This is a genomic window from Variovorax sp. TBS-050B, from assembly GCF_029893635.1.
GTDB lineage: Bacteria > Pseudomonadota > Gammaproteobacteria > Burkholderiales > Burkholderiaceae_C > Variovorax.
In genome coordinates this window covers 2,823,443-2,841,224 of the sequence record NZ_JARXYR010000002.1, presented here as the reverse complement: position 1 = coordinate 2,841,224, position 17,782 = coordinate 2,823,443, and the positions used below count along the sequence as shown (strand labels likewise).

Sequence of the window (17,782 nt, the reverse complement as noted above, 5' to 3'; positions counted from 1 at the left end):
GGACAGCCGAACGCAGAAAAAATACAAAAGCTACGCAAAGGTCGCAGAAGGAATCAAATCCTTTGGTCTTCCTTCTGCGCGCTCTGCGGAACCTTCGCGACCTCTGCGTTCGGAGGTCCGGCTTTCCGGTGCGGCATCACGCTCCACACGCTGGTCTCGTCGATCGACAGCGCATCGTCGGCGCGGGTTTCGAGCCAGAGGCGCTGGATCAGGTTCTGCGCTACCTGCATGCGGTAGTCGGCCGAGGCGCGCATGTCGCTCAGCGGCTTGAAGTCTTCGGCCAGTGCGCGCTTGGCGGCGTCGACGCTGGCCTGGGTCCAGGGCTTGCCGACGAGCGCGGCCTCGGCCTTGGCGGCGCGCTTGACGATCGCGGCCATGCCGCCGAAGGCGAGGCGCACGGCCTTCACGGTCTGGCCGTCGGCTTCGAGCTCGAGCGCGAAGCCCGCGCACAGCGCCGAGATGTCGCAGTCGAAGCGCTTGCTGATCTTGTAGGCGCGCACCTGGCGCCGCATGGCGGCGAGCGGCACAGACAGGCCCTGCACGAACTCGCCGGGCTCGAGGCGGTTCTTCATGTAGTCGACGTAGAAGTCGCAAAGCGGCATGCGGCGCACGGCGTCGCCGCGGCGCAGTTCGATCTCGGCGTCGAGCGACATCAGCACCGGCGGCGAATCGCCGATGGGCGAGCCGTTGGCGACGTTGCCGCCCATGGTGCCGGCATGGCGGATCGGCGGCGAGGCGAAGCGCAGCCACACGTCCTGAAGGCTGGGCACGCGTTGCACGAGGGCCTCGAAGGCCGATTCGAGCGAGGCGCCGGCGCCGATGTAGAGCGCGTCGCCGCGGACCTCGACGGTCTTGAGCTCGGCCACGTCGCCGACGTAGATGATGTCGCCGAGGTCGCGGAACTGCTTGTTGACCCAGAGGCCGACGTCGGTGGAGCCCGCGAGCAGCTGGGCGCCGGGCTTCTGCGTGCGCAGGGCGGCAAGCTGGGCGAGCGTGCGGGGTGCATGGAAGTGGTCGATGCGCGCGCCGAGCGGCGCGGCATAGTCGTCGAGGGCCTCGGCCCGGAGCACGGTGAGCGCGGCGACGACGGGCGCGGTGTCGAGCCGCACGGGCGGCAGGTCGAACATGCGCTGGCCGGCGTCGAGGATGGGCCGGTAGCCGGTGCAGCGGCACAGGTTGCCCGAGAGTTCGTCGGCGAGTTCCTGGCGGGTGGGCCGGGTGCCGCCGGTCTGGTGGTGCTCGTAGGCGGACCACAGCGACATGACGAAGCCGGGGGTGCAGAAGCCGCACTGCGAGCCGTGGCAGTCGACCATGGCCTGCTGCACGGGGTGCAGCATCCGCACGGGATGCTTGGCCTCGGCGGGCTTGACGCTGGGGCACTGGCCCTGGAGGTCTTCGACGGTGAACAGCGCCTTGCCGTGCAGGGTGGGCAGGAACTGGATGCAGGCATTGACGGTCTGCAGCCGCAGGCCGCCGACGGCATCGGGCGCGCCGGGGTCGGTGGCAAGCTCGCCGATGACGACGGTGCAGGCGCCGCAGTCGCCTTCGTTGCAGCCTTCCTTGGTGCCGGTACAGTGCGCGTCCTCGCGCAGCCAGTCGAGCACGGAACGGGTCGGATGGACGCCGCCGACCTCGACGACCTTGCCGCGATGGAAGAAGCGGACGGGCTGGCTGTGATTGCGGGGCTCTGTGCTCATGCTTTGGTGGCTCGTGGGCGGCCGGGTTTTTCGGCCATGCCCGGACGTTAGCGGCTTGCGCCGCGGACCACATACCGCGGCAGCCATATTGCGTATGTGGGCGCGGGTATGCGACCTAGGGGGAAACCCTGTCGTGACGGGAGCAATTCTTGCGCCAAGCCCGGGTTGGCGGTTGTCCTTCGGCGTCCGATTGGGGCGCTGTCGTTTAGGGCGCTGTCGTTCAGGGCGCGTGCACAGGCCACCGGGTACTCCCCTCCGCGAATGTCCCCCGCCTTCGGCTCCTCCTTTATTTCGCTGCGGGGAGCACCCGGTGCCCTGTGCACGGGGCACGCTCGTGGTTTGCGGCCGATCAACCAGTGCTCTGCTTGCTCCCGCCGATGGTGGGCTCCCCGCAGCGAAATAAAGGAGGAGGCCGCAGGCCGGGGGACATTCGCGGAGGGGAGCCCACCGTCGGCGGGAGCGCGCCCCAAACACCCGCGCGGGCGGTACAACCCGCACGAGCCGAAGGGCTCACACCCGCGGCCGCCCCGTCGACTCCCGCACCACGAGCGACACGTCGACTTCGTGGTGCAGCGTCGCCGCCTTGCCCGCGAGCGACTTGACGAGGTACTCCCCCGCGCGGGTCCAGACCTCGTCGGTCGGCACGTGCATGGTCGTGAGGCTGGGGCGGAGGTGGCGGCTCCACTCGAGGTCGTCGAAGCCCATGACCGACAGGTCGCCCGGAACGTGCAGGCCGCGGCGCTCGGCCTCGAGCAGCACGCCGTAGGCGATCACGTCGTTGCCGCAGACCACGGCCGTGGGCCAGTCGCCGCGCGGTGCGGACAACAGCGCGCGGGCGCCCTGGCGCGCGTCGTCGAGGTGGTAGGGCACCTCGATGTACCACTCGGGCCGCAGTTCGAGCCCGCTTTCGGCGAGCGCGCGCCGCACGCCGGCCACGCGCGCGGTCGCGCGGTCGTTGTTCGACGAAATGGCCGCGACCATGCCGATGCGCGTGTGGCCGAGTTCGATCAGGTAGCGGCAGGCGCGCCAGGCGGCGGCCTCGTTGTTGCCGCCGACGGAGGCATAGGGCTTGTCGGGGTGGTACACGCCCACGTTCACGAAGGGGATGCGCTGCGAGGCCAGCAGCCGGCGCAGCGCGTCGGTGTGGGTGTCGCCGCGCAGGATCAGGCCGTCGATGCCGCGGCTCGCCATGTTCTGCGCCTGCCGTGCCTCGGTCTCGGGGTCGTAGCCGCTGGTGGACAGGAGCAGCAGGTAGCCCTGCAGCGAGAGGTAGCTCTGCAGCGCCTCGATGCCGCGCGCGAACATCGCGTTGTCCACCGTGGGAATGATCGCCCCGATGGTGCGCGTGCGGCGCGACGAGAGCGCGCGTGCCGCGGCATCGGGGATGTAGCCGAGTTCGGCGATCGCCGCGTCGATGCGCATGCGCAGGTCGGGGCTGACCGAATCGGGGTTGTTGAGCGTGCGCGAGATCGAGGCCGTGGACACGCCCACGTGCTTGGCGACGTCACGGATTCCCACGGATTTCGGCTTCATGATGAAACAGTTTACAGGAAACGGTACGTAGCCGTTTACATGCCTGTTTCGGGGAAATCCCCTAGAAACTTGCCTCTCAAAGCGCCGTTCGGACGTTGACACGCGGCGGCCTGATACAGAGAATTCTGTAAACGGTTACATGGCCTGCCGCCCATGCCCGCCGCATCGAAGTCATTCAAGGAGACAAAGCGCATGAAGAACCGAACCTTCCGCCGCCCCGCCCTGCGCACCATGGCCCTGCTCGTGGCCGCTGCGTGCACCGGAACCGCCGCCTTCGCCCAGGCCTTCGACTGGAAGAAGCACCAGGGCAAGACCGTCACCTTCCTCGCCAACAACAACCCGGTGGCCAATGCGCTGCTCAAGTACAAGGACGACTTCGAGCAGCAGACCGGCATGAAGCTCAAGGTCGACTCCTACCAGGAGCAGCAGATGCGCCAGCGGCTCGTCACGGTGATGAATTCGCGCAGCGACGAGATCGACGTGTTCATGTCGCTGCCCTCGCGCGAGGGCATGCAGTTCGCCAAGGCCGGCTGGTATGCCGACCTGTCGGGGCTGGTCAAGACCGCCGCCGCTCCGGACTACGACTTCGCCGACCTGAGCGCCGGCATGCTCAAGGACGCCACCTACGAGAAGCAGCTCACCGGCATTCCGATGAACGTCGAGGGCCCGGTGCTCTACTACCGCAAGGACCTGTTCCAGAAGTGCGGCGTGTCGCTGCCCAGGAGCCTGCCGGAGCTGGAGGCCGTCGCGGCCAAGCTCAAGAGCTGCGAGCCGGACGTCACGCCCTTCGTCTCGCGCGGCCTCAAGCCCGCCCTGCCCTTCACCTACAGCGTGTTCCTGCACAACATGGGCGGCCAGTACATGAAGGACGGCAAGTCGCAGCTGTGCAGCAAGGAGGGCCAGGCCTCGATGGCGCTCTACGCCAAGCTGCTGAAGGACTACGGCCCGCCCGGCGTGGTGAACTACAGCTTCTATCAGATCTCCTCGCTCTACCGCGGCGGCAAGGCGGCGATGGCCTTCGAGTCGTCGAACGAGCTGCGCAACGTGATGGACGGCGGCGCGCGGCTGAAGGACACGGCGATCGCCGTGCTGCCGGCCGGCCCCGGCGGCTCGCATCCGACGGTGATCGGCTGGACCATGTCGGTCTCGGCGCACAGCAAGAACAAGGAAGCCGCCTGGTACTTCGTGCAGTGGGCCACCAGCCCGGCGGTGCAGGCCAGGCTCGCGCTCGACGGCGTGGCGCCGCCGCGCTCGGCCGTGGCCAAGTCGCCGGGCTACAAGGCCTGGACGGACGAGCAGCCGGTGCGCGCCGAATGGGTCGCCGCAGTGAACGAACTCGCACGCACCGGCACCTCCGAGGTGGGCTATCCGATCGTCGCCAATCCCGCCTCGCGCGACCACGTGGGCCAGGCGGTGCAGGAGCTGCTGCTGGGCCAGAAGTCCCCGGCCGAGGCCTGCGCCGCGGCGGACAAGCAGCTCGACGCGCTCATCGCCAAAGACTGACCCGATGGCCGTGTTCGACTTTCAGGAAGGCCACCGCGTGCTGGTGGTCGGCGGCGCGGGGGACATCGGCGCGGCGATCTCGCGTGCCTTCCTCGCGATGGGCTGCGAGGTGGTCGCGACAGGCGTCGACGAGGCCGCGCTCGCCGCGAGCTCGCTCGCGGGCACGGCCGGCGTGCAGCTGCGCACGCTCGACGTGACCGACGATGCGCAGGTCGCATCCTTCGTCGGCGGACTCGACCGGCTCGACACGCTGGTCAACTGCGCCGGCATCCTGGCGCGCTTCAAGGAGTTCGAGCTCGCCACCTTCCAGCGCGTGCTCGACGTCAACCTCACGGGCACCTTCCGCCTCTGCAGTGCGAGCCTGCCGCTGCTCGAAAGAAGCAAGGGCAGCATCGTCAACGTGGCGTCGATGAACGCCTTCGTCGCGCTGCCCTTCATTCCGGCCTACTGCGCGAGCAAGGGCGGCGTGGTCATGCTGACCAAGTCGCTCGCGCTCGCCTGGGCCGAAAAGAAGGTGCGCGTGAACGCGATCGCGCCGGGCTACGTCGAAACCGCCATCAATGCGGCCGGCCGCCAGGACACGGCGCACTACGAACGCATCCGCGCGCGCATTCCGCTCGGCCAGTGGGCGCAGCCCGGCGACATCGCCGGCAGCGCGGTGTTCCTGGCCTCGCCCGCGGCGCACTACGTCACCGGCACCGTTCTGGCCGTCGACGGCGGCTTTCTCGCAGGATGACATGACCCACCCCCGTCCCTCGCTCACTTCGTGTAGCTCGACTCCCCCCTCGAGGGGGCAACACCAGCGGCCCGGCGAAGCCGGTTCCGCGGTGTTCCCGGCGCGGGCTGCGGACACCACGCAAGTGGAGAACTGATCCCATGAGCCAATCGATCGGCACGCGCGGCCAGCTCGCGTTTCTCTCCCTGCCGGCCGTGATCTTCACGGTCGCGATGATCGCCTTTCCCTTCGCCTACACCGTGTGGTTCAGCCTGCACGAGTTCAGCTTCGGCGGCAGCCCGCGCTTCAACTGGGGCCACAACTACGCCGCGATGGCGGGCGACGGCGAATTCTGGAACGGGCTGCGGATCACGCTGGTGCTCTATGTGCTCTCGCTGGTGCTGCAGCTCGTGCTCGGCACCTGGGTGGCGCTGCTGCTGCACGGCTCCAAGAAGCTCTCGGGCATCGTGCGCACGCTGATGATCTCGCCCTTCGTGCTGCCGCCCGTGGTGGTCGGCATGATGTGGCTGGTGGTGCTCGATCCCTCCATCGGCGCCGCCAACTTCCTGCTCGAGGCCGCGGGCCTGCCGCGCTCCGACTGGCTCGCCTCGCCGGCCTGGGTGATCCCCACGGTCGCGATGATCGACACCTGGCAGTGGACGCCCTACGTCGCGCTGATCGTGCTCGGCGGGCTGCAGTCGCTGCCGCCCAACGTCTACGAAGCGGCGCAGATCGACGGCGCCTCGCGCTGGAAGACCTTCTGGCGCATCACGCTGCCGCTGTTGATGCCGACGCTGGTCACGGCCGCCATCCTGCGCAGCGTGGACCTGCTGCGCTTCTTCGACATCATCTACATCACCACCCAGGGTGGGCCGGGCAACGCCTCGAACACGCTCAACATCTACGGCTTCCGCAAGGGCTTCGAGCTGTTCGAGATCGGCTATGCGAGCGCGCTGATGATCACGCTCTCGGCCATCGTGCTCGGCGCGGTGATGGTGCTCACGCAGGCGCGCAAGCGCGTGGCGTGGTGAACCGGAGGCGACCCGTCATGAACGACAAGCTCGTGCAACGGCTCAACCTGCTGCAGATCGCCTTCGTGGCGATGCTGATCCTGCTGCCCATCGCATGGATGGTGCTCTCCTCCTTCAAGCCCTCGGCCGAGGTGACGGCCTACCCGCCCAAGCTGCTCTTCTCGCCCACGCTGGAGAACTACCGCACGCTGTTCGGCACCACGCCGTTCCTGCACTACGTCTGGAACAGCACCGTCATCACCGTGGGCTCGACCGCGATCGGCCTGCTGCTCGGCATCCCGGCGGCCTTCGCGGTCTCTTGGACGCGCATCACCTGGCCGGCCACCGTCACGCTGCTCGCGCGCATGGCGCCCGGCACGCTGTTCCTGCTGCCGTGGTACGTGATGTTCCGCGAGGCCGGGATGATCGGCAGCTACTGGGCGCTGATCCTCACGCATGCGGCGATCACCATGCCCATCGTCATCTGGGTGCTGCTGCCCTTCTTCGACAACATCCCGCGCAGCGTGCTCGAAAGCGCGCAGGTCGACGGCTGCAGCGTGCCGCGCATCCTGTGGCGCATCGCGCTGCCGCTGGTCATGCCGGGCGTGGTGGTGGCGTCGATCCTGTCGTTCGTGTTCTCGTGGAACTACTTCCTATTCGCGCTCGTGCTGTCGAACGGCGACACCAAAACGCTGATCGCGGCCTCGTTCAACTTCATCGGCGAAGGCGCGTCGAACTGGGGCGCGCTGATGGCGGCCGCCACGCTGATCGCGCTGCCGCCGCTCGTCCTCGCATTCATCGTCCAGCGCCGGCTCGTCTCGGGCTTGGCCATGGGCGCCGTCAAGGGTTAGGAGACCTCCCACATGCAAGCTGCCATCTTTCACGGCGACAGGAACATCACCATCGGCGAGGCGCCGCTGCCCGTCGCGGGCGCGGGCGAGGTGCTGCTGCGCGTGCGCCGCACCGCGCTGTGCGGCTCCGACACCAAACTTTGGTTCAACGGCGCGAGCTTCACGCCGGGCCACGAGATCTTCGGCGTGGTGCAGCAGCCGGGCCACGCGCTCGACGGCCGGCGCTGCCTGGTCTACATCCCGGTGCACTGCGGCCACTGCGAATCGTGCCGCGCGGGCGACACGCAGATGTGCCTCAACGAATCGGTGCTCGTGGGCTGGAACCGCCCCGGCGGCTACGCCGAATACCTCACGGTGCCGGAGCAGTGCCTGCTGCCGGTGCCCGACGACATCGAGGACGAGCTCGCGCCGCTGCTGCTCGACACCATCGGCACCGCCGCGCACGGCATCCGCTTCGTGAAGCCACTGGTGCCGCCCGAGACCACCGGCCCGGTGCTCGTGACCGGCGCGGGGCCGGTGGGCATCGGCGCGCTGATCGCGCTGCAGAACATCGGCTACACCGACGTGTACGTGTCCGACCTGAAGGAGGAGCGGCTGCAGCTCGCCGAATCCTTCGGCGCGAAGCGGCATCCGGTGGGCGACGCGAGCAAGCGCTTCAAGCTCATCGTCGAATGCAGCGGCGCGCATGCGGCGCGCAGCCTCGGCATGGAGATCGTGCTGCCGCGCGGCGTGCTGATCCTGATCGGCGAGAGCGACAAGCCCTGGCCGGTGCAGGAGAACAAGGCGATCCGCCGCAAGGACTTCTACATGGTGCGCACCTTCTACTTCCCGAAGAGCGACTTCGCGCTCAACGTGGAACTGCTGCGCGCCGAGAAGGCGCGCTATCGCCAGCTGGTCGATGCGCAGTTCGGCATCGAGCAACTGCCCGAGATGTTCGGCCGCTTCGTCGCGGGCGAGCTGGTCAAGCCGCTGCTGGCCTTTGCCTGAGGACGACCGACGCATGGCATCCATTCGAATGAACGGGCTGGTCAAGCGCTTCGGCGACGTGTCCGTGATCCCCTCCCTCGACCTCGAGATCCGCGACGAGGAATTCGTGGTCTTCGTCGGCCCCTCGGGCTGCGGCAAGTCGACGCTGCTGCGCATCATCGCGGGCCTGGAGCCGATCGACGGCGGCGACCTCTACATCGGCGACGCCCGCGTGAACGACGTGCCGCCGGCGCAGCGCGACATCGCGATGGTGTTCCAGGACTACGCGCTCTATCCGCACATGACGGTGCGCGACAACATGGGCTTCGGCCTGGAGATGCGCAACACGCCGAAGGACGAGATCGCGCGCCGCGTCGACCGCGCCGCCGGCATGCTGCGCATCGAGCCTTACCTCGACCGCAAGCCCAAGGCGCTGTCGGGCGGCCAGCGCCAGCGCGTGGCGATGGGGCGCGCGATGGTGCGCAATCCCAAGGTGTTCCTGTTCGACGAGCCGCTGTCGAACCTCGACGCGAAGCTGCGCGGCGAGGTGCGCACCGAGATCAAGGCACTCTCGCAGCAGCTCAAGACCACGATGATCTTCGTCACCCACGACCAGGTCGAGGCCATGACCATGGCCGACCGCATCGTGGTGCTCAAGGCCGGCGTGGTGCAGCAGTTCGGCACGCCCGAAGAGGTCTACAAGTCGCCCGCGAACCAGTTCGTGGCGGGCTTCATCGGCTCGCCGACGATGAACTTCTTCGAAGTACGGGCCGAAGGCACGAACCTGCGCATGGACGACGACACGCTGTTCCCGATGCCGGCGCGCTTTGCCGGCGCACGGGGCCCGGCCGTGCTCGGCGTGCGGCCCGAGCACATGCAGGTGCGCGAGGCCGGCGCACCGGGCCTGCGCGTGCAGGTGAGCGTGGTCGAGCCGCTGGGCTCCGACACGCTGGTGTACTTCGACCGCGCCGGCAAGCGCCATGTGGCGCGCGTCGCACCCGAGCTGCATGTACGGCCGAAGGACACGGTCACGCTCGGGTTCGACATGGACAAGTGCCATCTGTTCGACCGCGAGGACGGAGGGGTGCTGGGTGGCTGAGATGAACGCCCGCTTCCCGCTTCTTCGTGAACGTGGTGTACCTCTTTCGGGGCGCGCTCCCGCCGACGGTGGGCTCCCCTCCGCGAATGTCCCCCGGCCTGCGGCCTCCTCCTTTATTTCGCTGCGGGGAGCCCACCATCGACGGGAGCGGATCAGAGCACTGGTTGATCGGCCGCAAACCACGAGCGTGCCCTGTGCACAGGGCACCGGGTGCTCCCCGCAGCGAAATAAAGGAGGAGCCGAAGGCGGGGGACATTCGCGGAGGGGAGTACCCGGTGTCCTGTGCACGCGCCCCGAACAACAGCGCCCCGAACGACAGCAAACGAGAAGAAGATGACGACAGAACACCCCACCCCCCGCATCATCTGCCTCGGCCTCTCCGCACTGGACATCACCTGGCAGGTCGACACCCTGCCCCACGGCGGCGGCAAGACCCGCGCGAACGATCTGCATGAAGGCGGCGGCGGCATGGCGGCCAATGCGGCTGCGGCCGCCGCGAAGCTCGGTGCGTCGGTGCAGTTCTGGGGGCGTGCCGGCGAAGACAGCGCGGGCCGCGAGATGAAGGCGCAGCTCACCGCGCTCGGCGTCGACGTCTCGCGCTTCCGCCTGTTCGCCGGCGCACGTTCTTCCGTCTCGGGCATCGTGGTCGATGCGCGCGGCGAACGCATGATCGTCAATTTCCGCGGCGCCGACCTGCCGGCCGATCCCACCTGGCTGCCGCTCGACGCGCTGGCCGGCACCGACGCCGTGCTCGCCGATCCGCGCTGGCCCGAGGGCGCGCTCGCCCTCTTCGGTGCCGCGCACGAACGCGGCATTCCGACCGTGCTCGACGGCGACGTCGCCGACGCCGCCGTGTTCGACATGCTGCTGCCGCACTGCGACCACGCCGTGTTCTCCGAGCCCGGCCTCGCCGGCTATGCCGCCGATGCCTCGCGCGTCGACGACCAGCTCCGCTTCGCGCGCTCGCGCGGCTGCCGGCTCGCGGCCGTCACGCTCGGCGAGCATGGCGTGCGCTGGGCCGACGACGACGGCCTGCACGCCCTGCCCGCCTTCGCCGTCGAGGCCGTCGACACCACCGGTGCCGGCGACGTCTTCCACGGCGCCTTCGCCTTCGCGCTCGGCGCCGGCTGGCCCGTGCGGCGGGCGTTCCAGTTTTCCGCCGCGGTGGCGGCCCTCAAGTGCACGCGACCCGGCGGACGCGCCGGGGTGCCCGACTTCGCCACCGCGATGTCCCTCGTCGATTCCATCAAGGAGTGATTTCCACATGACAACGCCCCCCCTCCACCTCGGCAAGAAATGGGGCATGCGCCGCATGGCCACGCCCGAGGGCCACTTCACCATGGTCGCGCTCGACCAGCGCCCGCCGATCGCGCAGCTGATCGGCGCCAAGCGCGGCATCGCGCCGGCCGAGGTGAGCTTTGCCGACATGGTGGCCGTCAAGCGCACGCTGGTCGACACGCTCGGCGCCCATGCGAGCGCCATGCTCTTCGACCCGAACTACGCCTTCCCCGCCGCGCTGCAGAAGCTGCCCGCGCACACCGGCCTCGTCGTCACGCTCGAAGACCACCGCTTCCGCGACACGCCCGGCGGCCGGCTCTCGCATTCAATCGACGACTGGAGCGTGGAGAAGATCAAGCGCGCCGGCGGCGACGGCGTGAAGGTGCTCGCCTGGTACCGCCCCGACGCCGAGCCCGAGGTGCTTGCGCACCAGAAGGACTACGTGCGCAACATCGGCGAGGAATGCCGCCGGTGGGACATCCCGCTGGTGCTCGAACTGCTGGTCTACCCGTTTCCCAAGAGCGAGCGCCACACCGTCGACTACATCGAATCGCCCGAGAAGATGCCCGAGCTCGTGATCGAGAGCGTGCGCGAATTCGCGAAGCCCGAATACGGCGTCGACCTGTTCAAGCTCGAAAGCCCGCTGCCCGGCGCCACCTTGCCGGCGCGCGACGGCGGTGCCGCGCACCTGGCTGCGCAGGGCTGGTTCGACCAGATGGGCGCGATCTGCAAGGCCGCGGGCATTCCGTGGGTGATGCTTTCGGCCGGCGTCACGTCGCCGCAGTTCGTGCGCGTGATGGAGTACGCCTACGCGGCCGGTGCGCACGGCTTCCTCGCGGGCCGCGCGGTGTGGTGGCAGGCGCTGCAGAACTTCCCCGATCTCGGCCAATGCGCCGCGCAGCTGAAGCAGGAAGGCGCCGCCACGCTGGCCGAACTCGAAGCGCTGACGCGGCGCGCCGGCAATGCCTGGCAGGCCGATTACAGCGCCTTCGATGCGATGAAGGCCGAAGGCGAACTCTGCGCCTCCTACGCCTGATCGGCGCCGCGCGCCGGACCTTGCGGCCTGGCGCGGTGTTTCAGTAGGTCGCCGGTGCAGCCGGCGCGGAGGGCGCGGGCGGCGCGCCGCGCTGGCGGAAGCGCGCCGCCACCTCGTCGGCGGTCCTGCGCAGCAGCAACTGGTCGTTGGCCACGGCGACGAACAGCGCGCCGAGCTCGAGCAGCTCGCGCGCACGCGGCTCGTCGTTCATGAGGATGCCGGGCGCCTTGCCGCAGGCGAGGATGCGCGCGATCGCCTTGTCGATGGCGGCGCGCACCGTCGGATGGTTGACCTGGCCCGGGACGCCCAGGCTCGCCGACAGGTCGCCCGGGCCGATGAAGACGCCGTCCACGCCGTCGACGTTCGCGATCGCCTCGAGCTGTTCGAGCGCCTCGGCGGTCTCGACCTGCACCAGCACGCAGATCTCGTTCGCAGCTTCGGCCACGTAGCTCGTGTCGCGGCCGAAGCGCGTCGCGCGCACCGTGCCGCCCATGCCGCGGATGCCGTGCGGCGCATAGCGCGTGGCGGCCACCGCGGCCTCGGCTTCTTCGCGCGTCTGCACGAAGGGCAGCAGCAGCGTCTGCGCACCGATGTCGAGGTACTGCTTGATCAGCACGGGGTCGTTCCACGGCGGGCGCACCACGGCGCTCGTGGGCCGGTCGCGCTCGGCCTGCACGCCCTGCAGCTGGCGCAGCATCGTGGTCGGGTCGCCGGGCGTGTGCTCGGCATCGAGCAGCATCCAGTCGAAGCCCGCACCCGCGAGCAGCTCGCTGATGTACGGGTCGGGCAGCGTCGACCAGATGCCGATCTGCGGGATCTTCGCGGCGAGCGCGTGTTTGAAGCTGTTGCGTGCGGGCATGTAAGAAGAGCCTTTCGGTATTTCTCCTTCCCCCGCCGGGGGAAGGCTGGGATGGGGGCGGGCGGCGCTTCGTTCGCGCGCCGCATCCATTCTGAACGCTCGGCGCGCCCGGGCCGCCCTCAAGCACCTTCCGAGAACAGCTCGGTGATCACCTGCCGCAGCCAGCGGTTCGCCGGATCGGCCTCGAAGCGCTTGCTCCAGTGCAGCGAGACCGTGAAGTCGCGCAGAGGAAAGGCCGGCTCGACGATCGCATAGCCGCCCTCCTCGGCAAAGCCGCGCGCGATGTTGCGCGGCATCACCACCGCGAGGTCGGTGGCGCGCACGATCGCGGGCAGCACCATGAAGTGCTCGGTGGTGAGCCGCACCCGCTCCTCGAGGTTGAGCAGCTGCAGGATGCGCAGCGTCTCGGCATGGGTGCGGACCGCCACGTACTCGAGCGACTGCAGCGCCTCGATCAGCGCCTGGCTGGTGCGCCGCCCGCGCGCGAAGGGATGGCCCTTGCGCAGCAGCACGATGTAGCGGTCCTTGAGCAGGTGCTTGCGCTGCGTGTCGCGCACCTTGGGCAGGAAGCCGAAGGCGAAGTCGATGCGGCCGCTGTCGAGCGCGGGCGCGATCTCCGCCGGCGCGAGCGGCAGCGTCTCGAGCCGCACGCCCGGCGCGAGTTCGCCCAGCCGCGCCATCAGCGCCGGCAGGAAGCGGCCCTCGCCGATGTCGCTCATGTGGATGCGGAAGGTCTTGCGCGAGGCGCGCGGCTCGAAGCGGTCCGGCTCGGCCAGCGCTTCGTCGAGCGTGCTGAGCGCCGCCTGCACCGCGGCCGCGAGCCGCTCGGCGCGCGGCGTGGGCGCCACGCCGCCGGGCGCGCGCGTGAAGAGCGCGTCCTTCAGCAGCAGCCGCAGCCGCCCCAGGCCGTGGCTCGCGGCGGGCTGAGTGAGGCCGAGCGCCTCGGCCGCGCGGCTCACGTTGCGCGCGCGGTAGACCGCGTCGAACAGCCGCAGCAGGTTGAGGTCCATCGTCTCCATATGCATGCCATTCATATTACTTAGCTCGCTCATTTTATTGATGGCGGCGCGCGCGGCCCGCACACTGGCCGCCGTCGCCGACCCACGGCAGGCGAAAAGACCCACCACGAGAAGAAGGAGACAAGAGATGGCCAGACTCCGTCCGCCTGCGGCGCTCGTCGCCGCTTTGTTGTTGTGTGCCGCCACCGCCGCCTCGGCCCAGCAGCCGCCCGCCGAGGAACCCGGCTGGGCCAAGGGCCGGCCCAAGACCGAGGCCGCGACGCGCATGGCGCCCGTGCCCTCGTTCCCGATCCCGACCGCGCCCGACCAGCTGCCCACCGCCAAGTTCAAGCTGCCGCCGGGCTTCAAGGTCGAGACCTGGGCCTCGGGCGTGCTCGATGCACGCGCGCTGCGCCAGGGCGACAAGGGCACGGTGTTCGTGAGCACGCTGTTCGTGGGCAACAAGGTCTACGCCATCCCCGAGAAGGGCGACCGCAAGCCGAAGACCGTGATCGACAAGACCGAGTTCGCCACCGGCATCGAATACCACAAGGGCGCGCTCTACCTCGCCACGCACAAGCAGATCCGGCGCTACGACAACATCGAGGACAAGCTCGACAACCCCGGCGAGCCCGCGGTGCTCAACGACAAGCTGCCGGGCGGCCAGGACCACAGCTGGCGCTACCTGCGCATCCGCGACGACAAGCTCTACTACGCCGTCGGCGCGCCCTGCAACATCTGCGACCCCGACGAGGCGCATGCGCGCATCTTCCGCATGAACCTCGACGGCAGCAACGTCGAGACCATCGCGCGCGGCGTGCGCAACACGGTGGGCTTCGACTTCGATCCCAAGACCGGCAACCTCTGGTTCACCGACAACGGGCGCGACTGGTTCAGCGAGGACTTGCCGAACGACGAGCTCAACGTGCTCACGGGCTCGAACCCGCACTTCGGCTATCCGTACTGCCACCAGGGCAACATCGCCGACCCCGAGTTCGGCTGGGGCAAGAGCTGCGCCGACTACGTCAAGCCCGCGGCGCTGCTCGGCCCGCATGCGGGCGCGCTGGGCCTGACCTTCTACAAGGGCAGGATGTTCCCGAGCAAGTACCGCGGCGCGATGTTCATCGCGCGCCACGGCCCGTGGAACCGCACCCTCAAGTACGCCGACGTCGCTGTCGCCTGGCCCGACGGCAAGGGCGGCGCGAAGGTCGAGCCGTTCATGACGGGCTTCGTCGAGAACAACAGCTACCTCGGCCGGCCGGTGGACTTCCTCGTGCTCAAGGACGGCTCGATGCTCGTGAGCGACGATCACGCGGGCGCGATCTACCGCATCAGCTACACCGGCGGCCGATGAAGCAGCGGATCGCGGCCATGGCCTTCGCCCTTTTCGCGGCGCTCGCGCAGGCCCAGCCCGCGGCGGGCGGCGGCAGCTACGCGCAGCGCTACGCCAGCGTGTGCGCCACCTGCCACGGCGCCAACGGGCGCAGCGACATGGCCGGCACGCCGGTGCTCGCGGGCCAGCATTCGTTCTATGCGATCACGCAGCTGTTCCTGTTCCGCGAGGGCCGGCGCGACAACGAGGCGATGTCGGCCGTGGCCAAGTCGATGAAGGACGAGGACCTGCGCGGCTTCTCGGAATACATCGCCACGCTGCCGCCCGTGCCGGCCCCCGCGCCCGCCGAGCCGCCCGATGCGGCGCGCATGGCGCGCGGCCAGGCGCTCGCGCAGACGCACCGCTGCACCCTCTGCCACGGCGCCGACCTGAGCGGCGGCCAGCAGGTGCCGCGCATCGCGAACCAGCGCGAGGACTACCTGAAGACCACCCTGCACGGCTTCCGCTCGGGCAAGCGCGCGGGCTACACGCAGGCGATGAGCGAAGCCCTGGGCGGCATACCACCGGAGGACCTCGACACCCTCGCCTACTACGTGGCGCGCTTTCCGGGCGCCGCCGCGAAACCGCCGGGCAGGTAGGAAGACGCACGCGAAAAACAACGCCGGCGGTGCGCGGCGCGGGGACCACGCACGCCGGAATCCAACGAATCCCATCGATCAACCTCAACGGAGCCGTTTCTCTTGGAAGTTTCATTCAGCAAGGAAGTACAGATGCTGCGCCTGGGCGCCGGCGACACCTTCCACGGCGAGGGCATCCTCGCGATCACCAAGGGCCTGCTGCAGTCGGGCGTGGCCTACGTGGGCGGCTACCAGGGCGCACCGGTCTCGCACCTGCTCGACGTGATGGTGCAGGGCAAGGCCTACATGGAGGAGCTCGGCGTGCACGTCGAGGCCTGCTCGAACGAAGCCTCGGCCGCCGCGATGCTCGGCGCCTCGATCCACTATCCGCTGCGCGGCGCCGTGACCTGGAAGTCCATCGTCGGCACCAACGTGGCGGCCGATGCGCTGTCGAACCTCTCGTCACCGGGCGTCACGGGCGGCGTGCTGATCGTGGTGGGCGAGGACTACGGCGAAGGCGCGAGCGTGATCCAGGAGCGCACCCATGCCTATGCGCTGAAGTCGAGCATGTGCCTGCTCGACCCGCGGCCCGACCTGGGCGTGATGGTGCGTATGGTGGAGGAAGGCTTCCGGCTGTCGGAAGCCTCGAACATGCCCTGCCTGATGGAACTGCGCATCCGGACCTGCCACGTGCGCGGCAGCTTCGAATGCAAGGACAACGTCGCGCCCGCCATCTCCACGCGCGCGCTGATGACCGAGCCCGCGGGCTTCGACTACATGCGGCTCGCGCATCCGCCCGTGACCTTCCGCCACGAGAAGCTCAAGGGCGAGGCGCGCATTCCAGCCGCGCGCGCCCACATCGCCGCGCACGGGCTCAACGAGCTGATGCCGGGCCGGGGCCACGCGGACCTCGGCATCGTGGTGCAGGGCGGGCTCTACAACGCGCTGATCCGCAGCCTGCAGCAGCAGGGGCTGGCCGATGCCTTCGGCGAGAGCGAGATCCCGATCCTGGTGCTCAACGTCACCTTCCCGCTGGTGCCCGAGCAGGTGGCCGAGTTCTGCGTGGGCAAGCGCGCGGTGCTGGTGGTGGAGGAAGGCCAGCCCGAGTACATCGAGCAGGACATCGCGACCCTGCTGCGGCGGCGCGACATCCAGACGCCGCTGCACGGCAAGGACATGCTGCCCGCCGCGGGCGAGTACGGCGTGGAGGTGCTCTCGGGCGGCATCGGCGCCTTCGCCGCGCGCTACATCGGCGCGACCGAGGCGACCTCGTCGGCCCAGGCCTGGCTCGCCGGCAACCGCGAGCGTCGCGAGGCCGTGGCGCGCCGGCTCGACGCGCCGCTGCCCACGCGGCCGCCGAGCTTCTGCGTCGGCTGCCCCGAGCGGCCGGTGTTCTCGGCGCTCAAGCTGGCGCAGCAGCAGACCGGGCCGGTGCACATCGCTGCCGACATCGGCTGCCATGCCTTCGGCACCTTCGAGCCCTTCTCGATGGGGCACTCGATCCTCGGCTACGGCATGAGCCTCGCGAGCCGCGCGGGCGTGGCGCCGATGATGAACCGGCGCACGCTCTCGATCATGGGCGACGGCGGCTTCTGGCACAACGGCCTGCTCACCGGGGTGCAGAGCGCGCTCTTCAACGGCGACGACGCGGTGCTGCTGATCTTCAAGAACGGCTACACCTCGGCCACGGGCACGCAGGACATCATCTCCACGCCCGACGACGAGGTGAAGGAGCGCGCCGTCGACAAGCAGCAGAGCCTGGTCGACAAGAACCAGACCATCGAGTCCACGCTCAAGGGCCTGGGCGTGCAGTGGCTGCGCACCGTCACCACCTACGACGTGGAGCGCATGCGCCGCACGCTGACCGAGGCGCTCACGAGCGACTTCGACGGCCTCAAGGTGGTGATCGCCGAGGGCGAGTGCCAGCTCGAGCGCCAGCGCCGCATCAAGCCCTGGCTCGCGAGCCTGCTGAAGCAGGGCGAGCGCGTGGTGCGCGTGAAGTACGGCGTGGACGAGGACGTGTGCAACGGCGACCACGCCTGCATCCGGCTCTCGGGCTGCCCCACGCTCACGCTCAAGGACAACCCCGACCCGCTCAAGGTCGATCCCGTCGCGACCGTGATCGACGGCTGCGTGGGCTGCGGCCTGTGCGGCGCCAATGCGCACGCGGCCACGCTGTGCCCGAGCTTCTACCGCGCCGAGGTGGTGCAGAACCCGAAGTGGCACGAGCGGCTGCTGCATGGCCTGCGCGGCGCGGTCGTGCGCGCGCTGCAACCCGCATGACGAG

Annotated in this window: 15 protein-coding genes; 11 read left to right on the top strand and 4 right to left on the bottom strand. The window is 69.3% G+C overall.

The annotated features are described in order from the left end of the window. Window positions 1-53: 53 nt before the first annotated feature. Together xdhA and M2165_RS16205 are read right to left on the bottom strand one after the other, a co-directional pair. Window positions 54-1,697 (bottom strand): xanthine dehydrogenase small subunit, encoded by a 1,644-nt coding sequence (gene xdhA, locus M2165_RS16210; protein WP_280815624.1) that lies wholly within the window; start codon window positions 1,695-1,697, stop codon window positions 54-56. Window positions 1,698-2,207: 510 nt separating this feature from the next. After that, window positions 2,208-3,230, bottom strand: a complete 1,023-nt coding sequence (locus M2165_RS16205; RefSeq protein ID WP_280815623.1) for a LacI family DNA-binding transcriptional regulator — start codon at window positions 3,228-3,230, stop codon at window positions 2,208-2,210. A 192-nt stretch (window positions 3,231-3,422) separates the two neighbouring features. Here M2165_RS16205 and M2165_RS16200 point away from each other — a divergent pair, with 192 nt between their 5' ends. The 8 genes from M2165_RS16200 to M2165_RS16165 all read left to right on the top strand — a co-directional run bounded on the left by M2165_RS16200 (window position 3,423) and on the right by M2165_RS16165 (window position 11,688). Next, window positions 3,423-4,733, top strand: coding sequence for a sugar ABC transporter substrate-binding protein (locus M2165_RS16200; protein WP_280815622.1), 1,311 nt, complete (start codon window positions 3,423-3,425; stop codon window positions 4,731-4,733). Between the two features lie 4 nt (window positions 4,734-4,737). Continuing rightward, the gene (locus tag M2165_RS16195) at window positions 4,738-5,469 is read left to right on the top strand and encodes an SDR family oxidoreductase (protein ID WP_280815621.1); all 732 of its coding nucleotides are present in this window, start codon (window positions 4,738-4,740) and stop codon (window positions 5,467-5,469) included. 140 nt (window positions 5,470-5,609) lie between these two features. Further along, the gene (locus M2165_RS16190) at window positions 5,610-6,479 is read left to right on the top strand and encodes a sugar ABC transporter permease (RefSeq protein ID WP_280815620.1); all 870 of its coding nucleotides are present in this window, start codon (window positions 5,610-5,612) and stop codon (window positions 6,477-6,479) included. Between the two features lie 17 nt (window positions 6,480-6,496). Further along, window positions 6,497-7,309, top strand: coding sequence for a carbohydrate ABC transporter permease (locus M2165_RS16185; protein WP_280815619.1), 813 nt, complete (start codon window positions 6,497-6,499; stop codon window positions 7,307-7,309). A 12-nt stretch (window positions 7,310-7,321) separates the two neighbouring features. Then, complete coding sequence (locus M2165_RS16180; RefSeq protein ID WP_280815618.1) at window positions 7,322-8,296, top strand: alcohol dehydrogenase catalytic domain-containing protein; 975 nt, start codon at window positions 7,322-7,324, stop codon at window positions 8,294-8,296. 13 nt (window positions 8,297-8,309) lie between these two features. Beyond that, window positions 8,310-9,374, top strand: a complete 1,065-nt coding sequence (gene ugpC, locus M2165_RS16175; RefSeq protein WP_280815617.1) for a sn-glycerol-3-phosphate ABC transporter ATP-binding protein UgpC — start codon at window positions 8,310-8,312, stop codon at window positions 9,372-9,374. A gap of 333 nt (window positions 9,375-9,707) precedes the next feature. Next, a complete protein-coding gene (locus M2165_RS16170; protein ID WP_280815616.1) occupies window positions 9,708-10,631 on the top strand; it encodes a sugar kinase in 924 nt (307 codons plus the stop codon). Window positions 10,632-10,638: 7 nt separating this feature from the next. Then, window positions 10,639-11,688, top strand: coding sequence for a tagatose 1,6-diphosphate aldolase (locus tag M2165_RS16165; RefSeq protein ID WP_280815615.1), 1,050 nt, complete (start codon window positions 10,639-10,641; stop codon window positions 11,686-11,688). Window positions 11,689-11,728: 40 nt separating this feature from the next. Here M2165_RS16165 and M2165_RS16160 read toward each other — a convergent pair whose 3' ends face one another. Both M2165_RS16160 and M2165_RS16155 read right to left on the bottom strand, forming a co-directional pair. After that, window positions 11,729-12,547: an HpcH/HpaI aldolase/citrate lyase family protein gene (locus M2165_RS16160; protein ID WP_280815614.1), complete on the bottom strand. Its 819-nt coding sequence runs from the start codon at window positions 12,545-12,547 to the stop codon at window positions 11,729-11,731. A gap of 119 nt (window positions 12,548-12,666) precedes the next feature. Further along, a complete protein-coding gene (locus M2165_RS16155) occupies window positions 12,667-13,572 on the bottom strand; it encodes a LysR family transcriptional regulator (RefSeq protein ID WP_280817556.1) in 906 nt (301 codons plus the stop codon). Window positions 13,573-13,693: 121 nt separating this feature from the next. On the opposite strand from M2165_RS16155, the gene M2165_RS16150 reads away from it, so the two are divergent. The 3 genes from M2165_RS16150 (at window position 13,694) to M2165_RS16140 (ending at window position 17,778) form a co-directional block, all read left to right on the top strand. Next, the gene (locus M2165_RS16150) at window positions 13,694-14,899 is read left to right on the top strand and encodes a PQQ-dependent sugar dehydrogenase (protein ID WP_280815613.1); all 1,206 of its coding nucleotides are present in this window, start codon (window positions 13,694-13,696) and stop codon (window positions 14,897-14,899) included. Window positions 14,900-14,916: 17 nt separating this feature from the next. Then, entirely contained in the window at window positions 14,917-15,516 is a 600-nt protein-coding gene (locus M2165_RS16145) for a c-type cytochrome (RefSeq protein WP_280815612.1), read from the top strand. 102 nt (window positions 15,517-15,618) lie between these two features. Then, the gene (locus M2165_RS16140; RefSeq protein WP_280815611.1) at window positions 15,619-17,778 is read left to right on the top strand and encodes an indolepyruvate ferredoxin oxidoreductase subunit alpha; all 2,160 of its coding nucleotides are present in this window, start codon (window positions 15,619-15,621) and stop codon (window positions 17,776-17,778) included. Window positions 17,779-17,782: the final 4 nt, after the last annotated feature.

Excerpts from the sequence above, each read along its gene's own strand:
- ugpC (WP_280815617.1), top strand. The coding sequence starts at position 8,310 with ATGGCATCCATTCGAATGAACGGGCTGGTCAAGCGCTTCGGCGACGTG.
- M2165_RS16195 (WP_280815621.1), top strand. The coding sequence starts at position 4,738 with ATGGCCGTGTTCGACTTTCAGGAAGGCCACCGCGTGCTGGTGGTCGGC.
- M2165_RS16185 (WP_280815619.1), top strand. The coding sequence starts at position 6,497 with ATGAACGACAAGCTCGTGCAACGGCTCAACCTGCTGCAGATCGCCTTC.
- M2165_RS16155 (WP_280817556.1), bottom strand. The coding sequence starts at position 13,572 with ATGCATATGGAGACGATGGACCTCAACCTGCTGCGGCTGTTCGACGCG.
- M2165_RS16165 (WP_280815615.1), top strand. The coding sequence starts at position 10,639 with ATGACAACGCCCCCCCTCCACCTCGGCAAGAAATGGGGCATGCGCCGC.
- M2165_RS16160 (WP_280815614.1), bottom strand. The coding sequence starts at position 12,547 with ATGCCCGCACGCAACAGCTTCAAACACGCGCTCGCCGCGAAGATCCCG.
- M2165_RS16150 (WP_280815613.1), top strand. The coding sequence starts at position 13,694 with ATGGCCAGACTCCGTCCGCCTGCGGCGCTCGTCGCCGCTTTGTTGTTG.
- M2165_RS16180 (WP_280815618.1), top strand. The coding sequence starts at position 7,322 with ATGCAAGCTGCCATCTTTCACGGCGACAGGAACATCACCATCGGCGAG.
- M2165_RS16170 (WP_280815616.1), top strand. The coding sequence starts at position 9,708 with ATGACGACAGAACACCCCACCCCCCGCATCATCTGCCTCGGCCTCTCC.
- xdhA (WP_280815624.1), bottom strand. The coding sequence starts at position 1,697 with ATGAGCACAGAGCCCCGCAATCACAGCCAGCCCGTCCGCTTCTTCCAT.
- M2165_RS16205 (WP_280815623.1), bottom strand. The coding sequence starts at position 3,230 with ATGAAGCCGAAATCCGTGGGAATCCGTGACGTCGCCAAGCACGTGGGC.
- M2165_RS16200 (WP_280815622.1), top strand. The coding sequence starts at position 3,423 with ATGAAGAACCGAACCTTCCGCCGCCCCGCCCTGCGCACCATGGCCCTG.
- M2165_RS16190 (WP_280815620.1), top strand. The coding sequence starts at position 5,610 with ATGAGCCAATCGATCGGCACGCGCGGCCAGCTCGCGTTTCTCTCCCTG.
- M2165_RS16145 (WP_280815612.1), top strand. The coding sequence starts at position 14,917 with ATGGCCTTCGCCCTTTTCGCGGCGCTCGCGCAGGCCCAGCCCGCGGCG.